The following is a 13,438-nucleotide window of genomic DNA, read 5'->3' on the forward strand; positions in this document are numbered from 1 at the left end:
GCTTCTCGGGGGCGGTGGATTTCGTGGCACACGTCGTTGCTGCTACCGCGTAAGGCGCATCTGATCCACGATCGATCTACGTACGTGTATCGACGGACAGGAGACAGGCATGGAATATCGCGCACTGGGTCGTACTGGCACGAAGGTCAGCAGCCTCTGCCTGGGCTGCATGATGTTCGGCGGCAAGACCAACCCCACCGACTCCTACGACATCATCGACCGGGCGCTCGACGCCGGCATCAACTTCGTCGACACGGCGAACGTGTACAGTACCGGCCGCAGCGAAGAAGCGACGGGCGAAGCGCTGAAGCGCAACGGCAAGCGGCAGAACGTCGTGCTGGCGACGAAGGTCCACGGCAAGATGGGCGAGGGCGTCAACGACCTCGGCAACAGCCGCCGCCACATCATCGAGCAGGCTGAGCAGAGTTTGAAGCGCCTGCAGACGGACTACATCGACCTCTACCAGATCCACCGCCCACAGCCGGATATCCCGATCGACGAGACGCTGCGCGCGCTCGACGACCTGGTGCGGTCCGGCAAGGTGCGCTACCTCGGCACGAGCACGTTCGCGGCGTGGCAACTCGTCGAGTCGCTGTGGACGTCGGAGCGGCTGGGGCTCAATCGCTTCGTCGTCGAGCAGCCGCCGTACAACCTGCTGGACCGCCGCATCGAGCGCGAGTTGCTGCCGGCGGCGCGCACGTACGGCTTCGGCGTCATCCCGTGGAGCCCGCTGGCCGGCGGGCTGCTCACCGGCAAGTACAAGCGCGGCGAGGAGCCGCCGGAGGGCGCGCGCTTCGCCGACACGTCGAACCCGCTGTACCGGCGGCGGCTCAACGACCGCATCTACGACGTCGTCGAAGGGCTGGAGCCGATGGCGCAGGAGAAGGGCGTGACGCTGTCGCAGTTTGCGCTCGCGTGGTGCATGCAGCAGCCGGGCGTCACCAGCCCGATCATCGGCCCGCGGACGATGGAGCAGCTCGAAGACAACCTGGCATCGACGGAGGTCACGTTCACGGAGGACGAGTTGCGCGCGATCAACCGCGTGGCGCGTCGGGGCGACTCGGTGGCGCCGTTCTACGAGGCGGAGTTCGGGCCGCATCCGTTCCGCGTCTAGACGCGGGGTCGTCAGTCGTCAGTCGGCAGTCGGCAGTCGGCAGTGGTTGCTGAACCGCCGAGGCGCAGAAGCGCGCAGGAAGTTAATGTGGCGCGGGCTTTCAGCCCGCGTCATCTTCCGGCCGCATGGTTCGCTGGTTCGCCCACCTACGCCTCCGCGCCGCCTGCGGCCGGCGCGCCGAACGTGAGCACGCGGCCGTCGAGGTCCCTGATCTGGAACTCGCGGATGCCATAGAACTGTGTCACGGGTTCCTGCGGGAACTGCGCCCCTGAGGCCCTGGCGTGCGCGAAGATCTCGTCGACGCGCTCGCACCAGAAGTAGGTATCGCACGAGTACTGTTTGGACGACACGTTCGAGATCACGCCCAGTCCGCGCCGAACGGTCTTGCCGAGCATCAGGCGGTGCCCATCACGGTCGACGATCACGAAGAACACCTCGCTGGGGGAGCCGGGAATGTCGTTGCCGTCTTCGTCGTGGCCGTGATCGTCGGAGTAGTACTCGCCGATGTTGAAGCCGAGCGTGTCCCGGTACCACTCGGCCGATGCGACGACGTCGTCCACGAGAAACATCGGCGCAACGCCCGTCACGAGCGCCTTCGTGGCTCGAACGTCTGTCATGTGACCTCCCTTGTGAGGAACGCGCACCGTGCGCGGATCAACCGGCCGGATCAGACCCAACGGCGATCTCGCCGCCCGCATCGCGCGTCCCGCTTCCATCGAGCAGCTTGCCTTGCTTCGACAGGCGGCGCGTGAGGATGGCGAACGCCACGAGGCCGACGATGACGCCGAACCAGAGCGTCGCGATGCGGATGATCAGCGTGCCGACGGTCGCCGCCGACTTGCTGAGGTCGAGCAACTCCTGCGTCAGCGACGTGATGCCCGCTTCGGCGACGAACAGGCCGCCCGGCGTCAGCAGGATCGCCGCGGCCAGCGTCGCGATCGGCAGGATGAACGCCGCCTTGAGCAGCGTATCGATCTCGGCGCCGGCGCCCAGCCCGGCGAGCGTCAGGTAGAACGCCATCACCTCGAAGAACCACGATGCGACGCTGAGCGCCGTCATGAGGATCACGCCGCGCGGGTTCATCAGGATGTACGTGCTCTCGTACAGCTCTTCGAAGCGCGGCGCGAAGCGGCCAATGAACGGCACGCGCGCCAGCACGCCGAGCAGCCCGTGCGCCGTCGGCCGATGCCTCGACACGCCGATCGCGATCCCCGAGCCGACGGCGATCACGGCGACGACCGGCCACAGCTCCCGCCCGAAGAAGATCACGCCCGACCCGGCGATGATCAGCAGCGCGAGGCTGTCCGTCAGCCGCTCCGCGAGCAGGATCGGCGCCGAGCGCGTGACGGGGGTGCCGTGTACTTCCTTCAGCAGGTAACTCTTCAACCATTCGCCTACCTTTCCGGGCGTAATCGTCATGCCCAGGCCAGAAAAGAAGACGAGGAAGCTGTCCCTTCGCGCCAGGCCGCGGACGCCGATCTGGCGCAGGTAGTACTCCCACTTGATGAAGCGCAGCAGGTAGTTGCCGCAGGTCACCAGCAGGATGAGCGGCATCAGTTCCCAGTGGAAGTCGCCGAGGCTGCGGCCGACCTCGCGGAAGTCGCCATACGCGAGCAGCCCGGCGAACACGATGATGCCGAGCAGCATCGACACGAGCAAGCGATTGCGGATGTTGGACAGATTCATCCGGAGCGCGCACGACCTCGCAGCGTGCGGTGGCAGGGTAGCGGATGGGTCGTCAGTCGTCAGTCGTCAGTCGTCGGGCGCGGGGCGTCCGCAGATGAAGCAGACGACGCAGATGGCGCAGGGAATGCCTTGTGGGCGCGCCTCGTATTGCGGTGCGGGCGGCGTCGCGTAGCGTGTCGTGCGCGATGCGATAACATGCGTGTGCCCCAGGGTAGCCAAGTGGCCTAAGGCAACGGTCTGTAACACCGTGTATCGCTGGTTCGAATCCAGCCCCTGGGACCATGTTGTAGCTTCAAACGGCGCTCTCGGGCGCCGTTTTTCGTTCGTGTACGATGGGTGACAGCAACGGGTGACAGCAACCGATACGGACGGCTGCGGACGCGCCGTGCCTCGGCTACTTACGTTGTTAGGCGGAGCCGGGCGCGGCGGAAAAAGGTTAGGCGTAAGAATGGCCGACGAGCTGGAACTCCGTCCCGAGTATGTTTTCACGGGTCGGCTTACTCCCGAGAACAGGTTCTTGTTGGTGGACCTGCCGGAATTGATAGTACAGACACCGGAGCTAAGGTTCTCCGTCGATATCAAGGTAAAAGACAGCCGAATCACCGCTACCGTGCGCCCCGACGTCGGGCGAGGCACGCCCCGCGTGTCGACGCTCAGGGACTCCGTCGCCGATTGCGCAAGGGTGGCCGTGGATGTGCTCGGCTTCTATCAAGGGGCAGCGTACTACGTGCACCTGGAGGAAGTGACTGGTGCCGTTACGGAAAGGTTCGATTCGAGGCTTGGCGACCTACGGGAGCTTTTGGTGGACTCAGGTGTCTCCGAGCCGGAGATATGGGAACTCGCCTCGCGGCATGGAGCTCTCCGGCAATCTCTTTCCGACCTCCGCACTTCGATTCTCTCTCCTACCGACACTCCGTATTCAACATTTAGAGCGATAGAGTCAATCCGACAATACTTTGTGGATCGTGCGGACGCCGATGAACAGCGTGCGCGGCGCATTAGCTGGGACAGAATGAGAGCAGCCCTCCAGCTGGAGCGATGGCGACAAGGCGAGAGTTGGTCCAAAGATGCACGCCATGGTGACGAGGTCTACCTCTCTTATGATGAGCGGTTGGCGGCACTACGGTTCGCCTGGAGCGCGGTGCTTCGCTTCTGCGTCTTCTTGCGCATGGGCCGAGATCTTTCTGCGGGAGATTACCCGCTCATTTCTGATTGACGGCTAGTCGACGTTGAGAGAGGTCAAACCCCAAGCGTGATCGCGGCGTCCCGAACTGATTTCATCCTAGCAGGGCATCGAACGCATCCGCGGCCTGCCGCTGCATCGTGGGCGTGACGTGCGAGTACAGATCGAGCGTCGTGCTGATGCGCGTGTGGCCGAGCATCTCCTGCACGATCTTCGCGTGGATGCCCTGTTCGAGCAGGAGCGTCGCGGCGCTGTGGCGGAGGTCGTGGAAGCGCATACGGGGCAGCCCGGCGTTCTTGAGCAGCGGCTCGAATGACCGCTTGAGCAGGTTGCCTGCGGCGATCGGCTTGCCGACCTCGTTCGCGAACACGAGCTCGTTGTCTTCCCACGCGGCGCCGATGCGAAGCCGCTCCTCCTTCTGCGCGACCCGATGCCGGCGGATCGCCTCGACGGTCCGGGCCGGCAGAAGCACATGGCGTCGCGAGCCTCGCGTCTTGGTCTCAGCGAATCGCAGCCCATCCTTGGTCGCCTGCATCGTCCCGCGGATCTGGATGCTGGCTCGGTCGAGGTCGACATCCTTCCAACGCAGCCCGAGCAGTTCACCTTGCCGCATGCCAGTCGTCAGGGCCATGACGTACAGCGCTTCCAGACGACTCCCCTCCGCAGCGGCCAGTAGCGCGGATGCCTGGCGAGCGGAGAGCGTAGTGATCTCGTAGTGGCCGACCCTTGGCGCGTCCACGAAGTCGGCGACGTTGCGCTGCACGAGGTTCCAGCGCACGGCCTGCTTCAAGGCTCGGTGAAGCATCGCGTGGAGGTGATGGACTGTGGTCGATGACAGCCGCTCTTCAATCTTCTTCGAGTAAAGGCGCTGGAGGTGGAGCGGGGTGAGGTTCGTCAGCTGGACCTTGCCGATCTCCGGCGTGACGTGTAGCCGCACGAGCTGCTCGTAGCGGTCCCACGTCCGGACGCGGAGAGATGGCTTCGATGCGTTGAGCCACCGTTGCATGAACTGCGCCACGGTCTGACGTTCACTGATGACCGGCAGCCCGTCGTCCTGTCCCTTGAGCGCGGCGCGGAGCTTGCGGGCGACCTCGTCGCGATCCTTGTTCAAGAAGTGCTTTCGATCACCGCTCGGCAGACTGATCGACGCCGACCACCGACCGTCGCTCTTGCGGAAGTAAATCGAGCCTTCGCCATTCGCTCGTTTAGCCATGCTGATTCTCCAGTCTCTGTAGAAATGACGTGTAGTCGGGGAACATGATGAACCGCAGCGCACTCCAATAGTCACGCGCGAAGTTGCGCACGTTCTTATAGGTCCAGGCCGGATAGCGAGCGTTCCATTCATCCATGAGCACACGCCAGCTTGGTATCTCCAGGTTTTCATCGGTCTCCGACGTGACTAGTCGGAAAAGTGCGAGCCGGCGCGCGCTAATTGGGCGATTTTCTCTACCCAGGAATCGTCGCTGCGCCTTCTTGTACATTGCAGCGACACTTGCCGCAGAGACCCACGGTTCGATCTGCAACTCGATTTGGCCGGAGTTGGCAAAGCTGCTCCACTTAATGGTGGAATTAGACTGCATCGGGACCGTGCGGGGCCGCTCACCGGTCAGGACAAACCAAGTTGCATCACCCTTCTGCCATGGCAGAGGCTGAAGCGTTGTTGCTGTTCGACGTAGCCGGTCGAGCACCGATCCGTTGAACACCGTCGTCTCGTGCCGCATGCCCTTGAGACGAAACTCGAGGACGTAGTTTCCCGGCATCCCTTCCCAGAACGTTCCTACATCCTTCAGAAGATGCTCGAATTCAACCTGGACATTCGGTGGACTGATGCTCAACACCGCGCAATATCTCTCGCCGCGGACGTAATCTTGCGATAGCACCTCGCTGTCGTGGACGAGCGGGATGCCATGCCGCTCGAACTCGACTGGTGTGAGCATGCGCGCAGCGCTGGAGTTCAATAGGCCCCTGGCATCCTGCTCACTGAGAAGGTGCCCTCCGAGGACATCGTGTCGAAACGCGCGCACCTCAGGCAGGCTCGCCGCGTATTTGGCGTAGTACTCGGACATCGCCAGAGCGCGCTCCGATTCATACGCCGAAAGTGCTGGCTTCTGCGACGCCTCACCGCTGCGAACGACGCGAGCGCGGCGGTGTTGCATGGACTTCGACGAAAAGACTTGGAGGAGCCGCGCGGCGCGGCGCGCGAGATCATCGCGTCCGTTGTCATCGCTGACGTTCAGGAAACCGTCATCCCGGAGCAGGGACCATACGGCATCCGGGACGTCGCGCCCGAGCTTTTCGCCTACCCAACTGCGCAGTTCGCTCTCGTCCAAAACCGTCCTCATGTGTCCACCACACATATCACTGAAAGACAGTGTAGAATGATTCGGACGCCGGGGTCAACCGGAGGCACCAGGCGGACTTGCAGGAACGTGAATGGAAGAACGGCTTCTACTTACCGTCAAGGAGGCGGCGCAGCGTTTGGCGCTGGGACGCTCTGCGACATACGCCCTGATCCAGCGCGGCACGCTCCCCTCCTTGAAGGTCGGCGGTTCCCGAAGAGTGGCGGTGGCCGACCTCGTGGAGTTTGTCGAGCGGCTGCGATCTGAAATCCGGAGCGACGAGGGCGCGTGATGGCTGACCAGGAACGTGAGATCATCGCCGCGATTGAAGAGGCCATTGCGTCGAGGCAACCGCGGCGCGAAGGGCGCGAGACCCGTTTCCTGTGCCCAGCCCACGACGACCACTCGCCCTCGGCACGCTGGCATCCCGAGAAGCACGTATGGTGCTGCGACGCCTGTGGCGCGGGCGGAGGGTACGTCAACCTTGCCGAATTGCTCGGCGTTCCGCACTCACAACGCGGCGGACTATCGGTTGCGGAGCTCGCCGACGCCAAGGGACTCTCGGAGAAGTTCCTCCGCGATCTCGGTGTCACGGACGGCATCGTCGGCGCCAGCCGGACTCCATGCGTGGACATCCCCTACGACGACCGCACCGGCGAAGTGATCGCGGTCCGAAAGCGTCTCAACCTCAAGGGCGAGCATCGTTTCTCGTGGAGACGCGGCGACCATCCCTACCCCTACGGCCTGTGGGCAGTGCGGGAAGCACGCGAGCGCACGAACTACCTCCTCTTTGTTGAGGGAGAGTCCGACACGTGGGTCTGCAAGCGGGCAGGCGTGACCGCCGTCGGGATTCCCGGCGCTTCCACCATGAAGACGGACTGGGCGCCTCTGTTCGAGGGAATCCCGCATCTGTTCGTCTGGCAGGAGCCAGGACCCGCTGGCATCACGTTCGTGGAAAAGGTCGCCGCGGCACTCCCCACGGTCCAGGTCATCACCGCCCCCGTCGACGCCAAGGACGCGGCAGACCTGTGGCTCGTCTGCAACCGTGATGCCGACGAGTTCCAGGCCCGCATCGCTGAACTCGCTCGGAGCGCGCCATATGTGTCCGCGATCAAGGCCGACACCTCACGACAGGACGCCAGGGAGTCGCTCGCCAAGGCGTGGGATCTGTTTCTCGCGCCGGATCTTCTTGCGAAGGTCGAGACCGCCATGCGCGACTTGGGCTACGCCGGCGACACCAAGCCTCCGATGCTCGCGTACGTCGCGCTCACATCGCGGCTCCTTCGTCGGCCGCTCAACCTCGCGTTCGTCGCACCGTCGGCGGCGGGGAAGAATCGTGCCATCGATGCTGCCTTAGCGTTGATGCCGGAGTCCGCCTACTACCTGGAGAAGGCCGGCTCCGCCCGCGCGCTCATCTACAGCGACGCCTCCTACGAGCACCGCGCTGTCGTCGTTGCGGAGGCCGACTCGTTGCCCAACGACGACAGTTCCGCCGCATCGGCGGTTCGGTCACTCGCGGCCGACAACGAAATGACCTACGACGTCGTCGAGAAGGACAGCAAGGGTGAGTTTCATGTCCGGCGCATCACAAAGCCCGGACCCACCGGGCTCGTCACGACCTCCACGCGGCCGCTTCCGCACCAGTTCGACACCCGCACCCTGACCGTCACCGTTGCCGACACACCGGGACAGACGCGCGACGTCATGCGGGCTCACGCCGCGACGTTGAACGGTCTTGTTGCCCTGCCGGATGTCTCCGACTTCGTCGCTCTGCAGCGATGGCTGGAACTCGAAGGAAAGCGCGAGGTGCTTGTGCCATTCGCGCCGGCGCTCGCCGAACTGGTTCCCGCAGATCACGTTCGGATGCGGCGTGACTTCCGCCAGCTCCTCACCACAGTCGAGACGATGGCCATTCTGCACCAGCAGCAGCGTGAACTGGACGCAGACGGACGGATCGTAGCCACGCTGGACGATTACGAACATGCGCGGACGCTTCTGATGGACGTCTTCCAGGCGGCGTCCAGCGCCGGCGTCACGCCCCAGGTTCGTGAGACGGTCGAGGCCGTGAACCGCATCGCCGACGGCGTGTCCCTGACAAAACAGGCCATCGCGGACGCACTCAAGCTTTCAAAGGACACGGCGTGGTACCGCATCAAGCGCGCAATCTCGCTCGGCCACCTCATTAATGATGAAACGCGGAAGGGGAGGCCAGCCCAGATCCGCCCCGGAGACCCGCTGCCGGAGGATCGCCCTGCGCTTCCCACCGTCGAGGAGTTGTCTGCGTGTGTGTCACGGCACCCCGCAGTCGATTCAACCGTTCAACCGCGCCGGACCCTCGAAGCGGAAGGCGAATCTGGAAAGGTGGTTGAATCCGTGGTTGAAAGCGGCATTCAACCGCACGTTCAACCTGACCGCGCACCCGCGCCAGATTCACCTGCTCGGACTGCCGTCGCCGTGGTTGAACGGTTGAACGGCGATCCCGGGAGTCTACACACACCTGACGGTCGCGAGGTGATGGAGATATGAGCGCCACCTCGCTGGTGCGAAGTCTTGAGCGAAGAGGCGTGCGGCTTCAGGCGGTGGACGACCGTCTGGTAGTGGACGCGCCCCGCGGCGTGCTGACCGACGACGTCAAAGAGGAGTTGCGCGCGCAAAAGTCGGAAGTGCTACGGATCGTGCGCGAGGGACGGCCCTTGGCCGAACTGGCCGCGGACCGGCTTCCGAGCATCCGCTTCACGATCCGCGAAACCGGCGACACGGAACGGGACTTCGACCTCATTGGCCGCGTTCGCCAGGTGATCGAGGAGTTCCAGCCCGGGGGCAACCACATCTACCTGACCATCGTCACCCTCGACCAGCGGCGCGTCGTGGTTGAGTGGCGCGCAGTCGCCGATCGCGAGCTGCGGCTTGGAATCGGCCACGTCCTCGCGCGTGGCGGCTGCGTGTGCGTGGCCACATTAGACCTGGGGGGTGTCGGTGAAGCCCGGAGCGAAGCCTCTGCCGACAAACGTGAAGCGGCTGCGGGGCACGCTGCGCAAGCACCGGATGCGCGGCGACGAACCCGACGTCGTCTCGGACATCCCGACGTGCCCGCGTGAACTGAGCAAGACGGCGAAGCGCGAATGGCGCCGCATCGCGCCGGAACTGGCGCAACTGGGGCTGCTCGCCCGCATCGACCGCGCCGCGCTCGCGCTCTATTGCGATGCGTGGGCACGCTGGTGCGAAGCCCAGCAAGCGCTCCAGAAGTACGGCGTTGTCGTGAAGTCGCCGAACGGCTTCCCGATGCAGAGCCCGTACCTGGCGATCGCGAACAAGGCGCTCGACCAGATGCGCCTGTTGCTTGGGGAGTTCGGCATGTCGCCGTCGAGCCGCACGCGCGTGAGCGCCGTGCCACAGGTGGAGGAGGACGAGTTCAGCGAGTTCGAGCGGCACCGGGACCGACGGGCGAGCGGGGGCACCCTGATTTGAAGTCAAAACGATCGCGAACGCGCAGCGCTCTGCTACCGCGGCTGCGCGCCGGCATCCGCCATGAGCGGCCTGCCGACCCGAACGAACAGACCACGCGACGGTGGGCTTCGAGGAGTACAAGCGGAGCTTGGAGGTTTGATGAAGACAGAAACGCGGATGCAGATCGCGCACGTCCCGATCGACGACCTGAAGCCCGACCCCGCGAACCCGCGCCGGATCTCCGACGACGAGCTGGAGGCGTTGACGCGCAGCCTCCGCGAGTACGGCTTCGTGCAGCCGGTGCTGGCGCGGCGGGAGGACATGACGGTGATCGGCGGCCACCAGCGCCTCACCGCCGCCCGGCGTCTGGGCATGAAGGACGTGCCGGTGATCTTCCTCGACGTTACGCAGGAGCAGGCGCGCGTCCTCAACCTCGCGCTCAACAAGATCAGCGGGGCCTGGGATGAGGAGCTGCTGGCGCGGATGGTCGCCGACCTCTCGTCGATCGAGGCTGTCGACCTGAGCCTCTCGGGCTTCGACGAAGACGAGCTGGACGCGCTGCTCAAGAGCCTGGACGTGCGCGAGCGGCGCGAGAAGCCCGAGGCCTTCGACGTGGACGCGGCGCTGGAGGCGGCACGTGCCGCGACACGCGCCAAGCCGGGCGAGCTGTGGGCGTTGGGCGACCACCGGCTCCTGGTGGGCGACGCGGGCGACACGGCGGCCGTACAGCGGCTCCTCGACGGCAAGCGGGCGCCGATGTGCTTCACCGACCCGCCCTACAACGTCGCGCTCGGCGACCACGGCGGCCAGCAGCGCGGGCAGAAGAAGAGACGCATCCAGAACGACGCCATGCCGAACGAGCAGTGGGAGACGTTCTGCCGCGGTTGGACGCGCAACCTCCTCGCCAGCGTGGACGGTGCGATCTACTGCTGCATGTCGTCGAAGGAACTGCCGCTCGTCTCGCGCGTGCTCGAAGAGGAGGGCGGGCACTGGTCCGACACGATCATCTGGCGCAAGGATCGCTTCACGCTCGGCCGCGCCGACTACCAGCGACAGTACGAACCACTCTGGTACGGCTGGCGCGAGGGCGCCAAGCACCAGTGGCACGGCGGCCGCGACCAGGGCGACGTGTGGGACGTCGAGCGCCCGTCCGAAAGCGCAGCACATCCGACCATGAAGCCCCTGCCGTTGATCGAACGCGCGATGGAGAACTCGTCCTCACGCGGCGACGTCGTGCTCGACCTGTTCCTCGGATCGGGTAGCACGATCATCGCCTGCGAGCGCACAGGACGCGTCTGCTACGGCACGGAACTTGACCCGCACTATGCGAGCGTAGTGATCGCCAGGTGGGAAGCGTTCAGCGGCAGGGAGGCGCAGTGCCTCAGCCGTTCGTGATCACGAAGGACGGACGGGGCGCGCAGATGCACGTGCGGCGGCGAGACACGGGTGAGTGCATCGGCTGCATCGAGGCCGGCCTCTACGAAGTCGTGCGCGCGGTGATCGAGGAAGAGGTAGCGGCCCCGACCGAAGAGGGCATCCAGGTCGGGGCCGCTAGGAAGGCGATGGTAGTGAGTCGTTGGGTCTATTCCTCGTCCTCCTCGCCGTCAAGCGACCGCAGTTCCTGCTCGATGATGTCGCGCTCGAACTGTCCGAGCCAGCCGCCGCCGCGACCCTCGAACGCGGCGAGGCAGTACGCGTTGATGCGAGTGTTGCCGATGGCGCGCAGGAGCACGGCGATCTCGTCCATCTTTTCCAGTACCCCTTCGAGGACGTCGCGTGTGTCGTCGTCGTTCATGGTCGCTCCTTTCGCGGAGCCATACATCACTCTGTGCGGAAACGAAGTCAACGGAGTCCAGAGATGAACAAGCCGACGCTGCACAATCGCTCCGGACGGCAGGAACAGCCGTTGACTTCGTCGCGGAGCGGAGCGATGTATGCGCTCGCCAACGAAGGTGCCCCTGGCGAGGGCGAGCGAAAGGAGCGGCGAGATGCCGATCGAGAACAGGACCTTGGAAGCGGGGACGCGCCTCGTGGCGCGTCACAAAGGGAAGGAGTTCGTCTGCGAGGTCGTGCAGACGGACGAGGGGCTGCGGTACCGGGTGGACGGGAAGGACTTCAACAGCCCGTCGTCGGCGGGCCGCGAGGTGACGGGCGGCGTCGCGGTCAACGGCTGGCGCTTTTGGTCGCTCGAAGGGACGCTCAAGGAGCGGGCGCCGAAGGCCGCGAAGGAGCGCAAGCCCAAGATCGACAAGCCGGCGAAGAAGACGGCGAAGACCAAGAGCGCCAAGACCGTGAAGCCGAGGGCCAAGAAGGGCGCGAAGAAGGGAGCCAAGAAGGCCACGAAGAAGGCGGCACAGACGGCGAGCCACGATTCGTACGGGTGCGGCGTCTGCCCCGAGACGTTCCCGACGCTGAAGGCCGCGACCAAGCACGCAATGACGCACACGCAGTAACCCGCCTCCAGAACGACGCGCTCCTTGCGGGGCGTGTCGCTCTCTCTCCTGCGATCGCGGCGCTGCCGCCGCGCATCGCGTACCGCCGCGAAGTAGCGCTATCGACGCAGGAAGACGAGCGCATCCCGCTCGCACTCATCGACGCGATCATCGCCGACGCGGGACCGTCACTATCGCTGGATAGCCACCGACTACCAGAGCGCGAGCCTAGCAGAGGTAGCGAATGGTAGGGTCGCGCGCCTGTTCCGCCCCTACCAAGAACGGCGAAGCCTGCAGCGCGACGCCCATGCACGACAGCCCGTTCTGCTTCTGGCACTCGCCGGAGCACGTCGAGGAGGCGGCGAAGGCGCGGAGCCTCGGCGGCCAGCGACGGCGGCGGGAGTCCACGCTCGTGGGCGCCTACCACATGGAGCCCCTCGACACGGTGAGGGGCGTCCGGCGCGTCCTGGAGATCGCGACCTTTGATGCCCTGGGCATGGAGCAGTCCGCCAACCGCATCCGGCTGTTGATCTCGGCGGCGACCGTCGCCGGCCGGCTCCTGCAGGCGGCCGACCTGGAGCAACAGGTGAAGGAGATCCTGGCGATCCTCAAACCCCGCGACCAGCGGAAGGGACGCCGGTGAGCGACTCGCGCCTCGACCGGATGCTGCCGCTGCTCACGCCGAAGGAGCGCGGCATCATGACGCTCCGCGACTTCAAGGCGGGCAAGGAGCAGGACCGCAACCTCCTGCGCGCGGCGCCCGATCGACAGACGAACGAGATCAACCGCTACGTCGGCATGATGAACGCCGCCAACGGCGACCTGGCGAACGTCATCCTCGTCATCCGCGAGCGGGCGCGGCAGGAGGAGCTGCGCTTAAACTGGTTGCGCTGGGCGACGTTCTGCGCGCTGGAGATGTGGGCGGTGCGGGCCGCGTTCGCGATGAGCGCCCGCGAACCGATCACCGAGACGGAGTACAAGAAGAAGGAAGCCGAAGCGCGCGCAGAGCTGATCCCGCTGGACGAGTGCGCGATGCTCTACACGGAGTATCACCACAGGTGGGACGACGCCGATTACGAGACGGACGAGGACGGCAACCAGATGCCGACCGACGAGGCCTGGTACCGGGTGCGCGACGCGAAGCTCGAAGAGATGCGCAAGGCCGCGGCCGGCGGGGTGCTGAGCGCCCCGGGGAAGGGCAAGCGGATGAAGATCGCGTCAGGCTCGTTCCACGACT

General features: G+C 65.1%; 15 protein-coding genes and 1 tRNA gene. 11 read left to right on the plus strand and 5 right to left on the minus strand.

Features of this window, described 5'->3' with window-relative positions; translation table 11 throughout:
* The first annotated feature begins 109 nt into the window (after positions 1-109).
* Positions 110-1,114 (plus strand): aldo/keto reductase, encoded by a 1,005-nt coding sequence (locus WEB52_13590; protein MEX2227471.1) that lies wholly within the window; start codon positions 110-112, stop codon positions 1,112-1,114.
* Positions 1,115-1,260: 146 nt separating this feature from the next.
* On the opposite strand, the gene WEB52_13595 is transcribed toward WEB52_13590, so the two are convergent.
* A complete protein-coding gene (locus WEB52_13595; GenBank protein MEX2227472.1) occupies positions 1,261-1,731 on the minus strand; it encodes a VOC family protein in 471 nt (156 codons plus the stop codon).
* Positions 1,732-1,768: 37 nt separating this feature from the next.
* Entirely contained in the window at positions 1,769-2,800 is a 1,032-nt protein-coding gene (locus WEB52_13600) for a lysylphosphatidylglycerol synthase transmembrane domain-containing protein (GenBank protein ID MEX2227473.1), read from the minus strand.
* A gap of 205 nt (positions 2,801-3,005) precedes the next feature.
* On the opposite strand from WEB52_13600, the gene WEB52_13605 reads away from it, so the two are divergent.
* Positions 3,006-3,082 (plus strand) — tRNA-Tyr (locus WEB52_13605).
* A 166-nt stretch (positions 3,083-3,248) separates the two neighbouring features.
* On the plus strand, positions 3,249-4,016 hold the full coding sequence (locus WEB52_13610) for a hypothetical protein (GenBank protein MEX2227474.1): 768 nt from the start codon (positions 3,249-3,251) through the stop codon (positions 4,014-4,016).
* Positions 4,017-4,077: 61 nt separating this feature from the next.
* On the opposite strand, the gene WEB52_13615 is transcribed toward WEB52_13610, so the two are convergent.
* Both WEB52_13615 and WEB52_13620 read right to left on the minus strand, forming a co-directional pair.
* Positions 4,078-5,196, minus strand: a complete 1,119-nt coding sequence (locus WEB52_13615; protein MEX2227475.1) for a site-specific integrase — start codon at positions 5,194-5,196, stop codon at positions 4,078-4,080.
* Complete coding sequence (locus WEB52_13620; GenBank protein MEX2227476.1) at positions 5,189-6,313, minus strand: hypothetical protein; 1,125 nt, start codon at positions 6,311-6,313, stop codon at positions 5,189-5,191. The genes WEB52_13615 and WEB52_13620 overlap by 8 nt, the downstream gene beginning before the upstream one ends.
* Positions 6,314-6,416: 103 nt before the next feature.
* Between WEB52_13620 and WEB52_13625 the strand changes: the two genes are divergently transcribed.
* The 5 genes from WEB52_13625 to WEB52_13645 all read left to right on the plus strand — a co-directional run bounded on the left by WEB52_13625 (position 6,417) and on the right by WEB52_13645 (position 11,164).
* Positions 6,417-6,614: a helix-turn-helix domain-containing protein gene (locus WEB52_13625; protein MEX2227477.1), complete on the plus strand. Its 198-nt coding sequence runs from the start codon at positions 6,417-6,419 to the stop codon at positions 6,612-6,614.
* Positions 6,614-8,848 carry a CHC2 zinc finger domain-containing protein gene (locus WEB52_13630; GenBank protein ID MEX2227478.1) on the plus strand — a complete coding sequence of 745 codons (2,235 nt, stop codon included), beginning with the start codon at positions 6,614-6,616 and terminating at the stop codon, positions 8,846-8,848. Before WEB52_13625 ends, WEB52_13630 begins: the two co-directional genes overlap by 1 nt.
* A complete protein-coding gene (locus WEB52_13635; GenBank protein ID MEX2227479.1) occupies positions 8,845-9,420 on the plus strand; it encodes a hypothetical protein in 576 nt (191 codons plus the stop codon). The genes WEB52_13630 and WEB52_13635 overlap by 4 nt, the downstream gene beginning before the upstream one ends.
* On the plus strand, positions 9,368-9,790 hold the full coding sequence (locus tag WEB52_13640) for a phage terminase small subunit P27 family (GenBank protein MEX2227480.1): 423 nt from the start codon (positions 9,368-9,370) through the stop codon (positions 9,788-9,790). The genes WEB52_13635 and WEB52_13640 overlap by 53 nt, the downstream gene beginning before the upstream one ends.
* Positions 9,791-9,928: 138 nt before the next feature.
* On the plus strand, positions 9,929-11,164 hold the full coding sequence (locus tag WEB52_13645) for a DNA methyltransferase (GenBank protein ID MEX2227481.1): 1,236 nt from the start codon (positions 9,929-9,931) through the stop codon (positions 11,162-11,164).
* Positions 11,165-11,351: 187 nt separating this feature from the next.
* Here the strand turns inward: WEB52_13645 and WEB52_13650 are convergent, their stop codons facing one another.
* Entirely contained in the window at positions 11,352-11,564 is a 213-nt protein-coding gene (locus WEB52_13650) for a hypothetical protein (GenBank protein ID MEX2227482.1), read from the minus strand.
* Positions 11,565-11,703: 139 nt separating this feature from the next.
* Between WEB52_13650 and WEB52_13655 the strand changes: the two genes are divergently transcribed.
* From WEB52_13655 to WEB52_13665, 3 genes are all read left to right on the plus strand, one after another.
* Positions 11,704-12,222, plus strand: coding sequence for a DUF2924 domain-containing protein (locus WEB52_13655; protein MEX2227483.1), 519 nt, complete (start codon positions 11,704-11,706; stop codon positions 12,220-12,222).
* Between the two features lie 286 nt (positions 12,223-12,508).
* On the plus strand, positions 12,509-12,844 hold the full coding sequence (locus WEB52_13660; GenBank protein ID MEX2227484.1) for a hypothetical protein: 336 nt from the start codon (positions 12,509-12,511) through the stop codon (positions 12,842-12,844).
* On the plus strand, positions 12,841-13,438 hold a 598-nt coding region (locus tag WEB52_13665), incomplete at its 3' end, for a hypothetical protein (GenBank protein ID MEX2227485.1). The genes WEB52_13660 and WEB52_13665, both read left to right, overlap by 4 nt.

The organism is Dehalococcoidia bacterium (genome assembly GCA_040902535.1).
Classification (GTDB): Bacteria; Chloroflexota; Dehalococcoidia; order DSTF01; family JACRBR01; genus JBBDXD01.

Coding starts and splice junctions, on each gene's coding strand:
- WEB52_13650 (MEX2227482.1), bottom strand. CDS start 11,564: ATGAACGACGACGACACACGCGACGTCCTCGAAGGGGTACTGGAAAAG.
- WEB52_13660 (MEX2227484.1), top strand. CDS start 12,509: ATGCACGACAGCCCGTTCTGCTTCTGGCACTCGCCGGAGCACGTCGAG.
- WEB52_13595 (MEX2227472.1), bottom strand. CDS start 1,731: ATGACAGACGTTCGAGCCACGAAGGCGCTCGTGACGGGCGTTGCGCCG.
- WEB52_13625 (MEX2227477.1), top strand. CDS start 6,417: ATGGAAGAACGGCTTCTACTTACCGTCAAGGAGGCGGCGCAGCGTTTG.
- WEB52_13615 (MEX2227475.1), bottom strand. CDS start 5,196: ATGGCTAAACGAGCGAATGGCGAAGGCTCGATTTACTTCCGCAAGAGC.
- WEB52_13600 (MEX2227473.1), bottom strand. CDS start 2,800: ATGAATCTGTCCAACATCCGCAATCGCTTGCTCGTGTCGATGCTGCTC.
- WEB52_13610 (MEX2227474.1), top strand. CDS start 3,249: ATGGCCGACGAGCTGGAACTCCGTCCCGAGTATGTTTTCACGGGTCGG.
- WEB52_13635 (MEX2227479.1), top strand. CDS start 8,845: ATGAGCGCCACCTCGCTGGTGCGAAGTCTTGAGCGAAGAGGCGTGCGG.
- WEB52_13630 (MEX2227478.1), top strand. CDS start 6,614: ATGGCTGACCAGGAACGTGAGATCATCGCCGCGATTGAAGAGGCCATT.
- WEB52_13655 (MEX2227483.1), top strand. CDS start 11,704: ATGCGCTCGCCAACGAAGGTGCCCCTGGCGAGGGCGAGCGAAAGGAGC.
- WEB52_13645 (MEX2227481.1), top strand. CDS start 9,929: ATGAAGACAGAAACGCGGATGCAGATCGCGCACGTCCCGATCGACGAC.
- WEB52_13590 (MEX2227471.1), top strand. CDS start 110: ATGGAATATCGCGCACTGGGTCGTACTGGCACGAAGGTCAGCAGCCTC.
- WEB52_13640 (MEX2227480.1), top strand. CDS start 9,368: ATGCGCGGCGACGAACCCGACGTCGTCTCGGACATCCCGACGTGCCCG.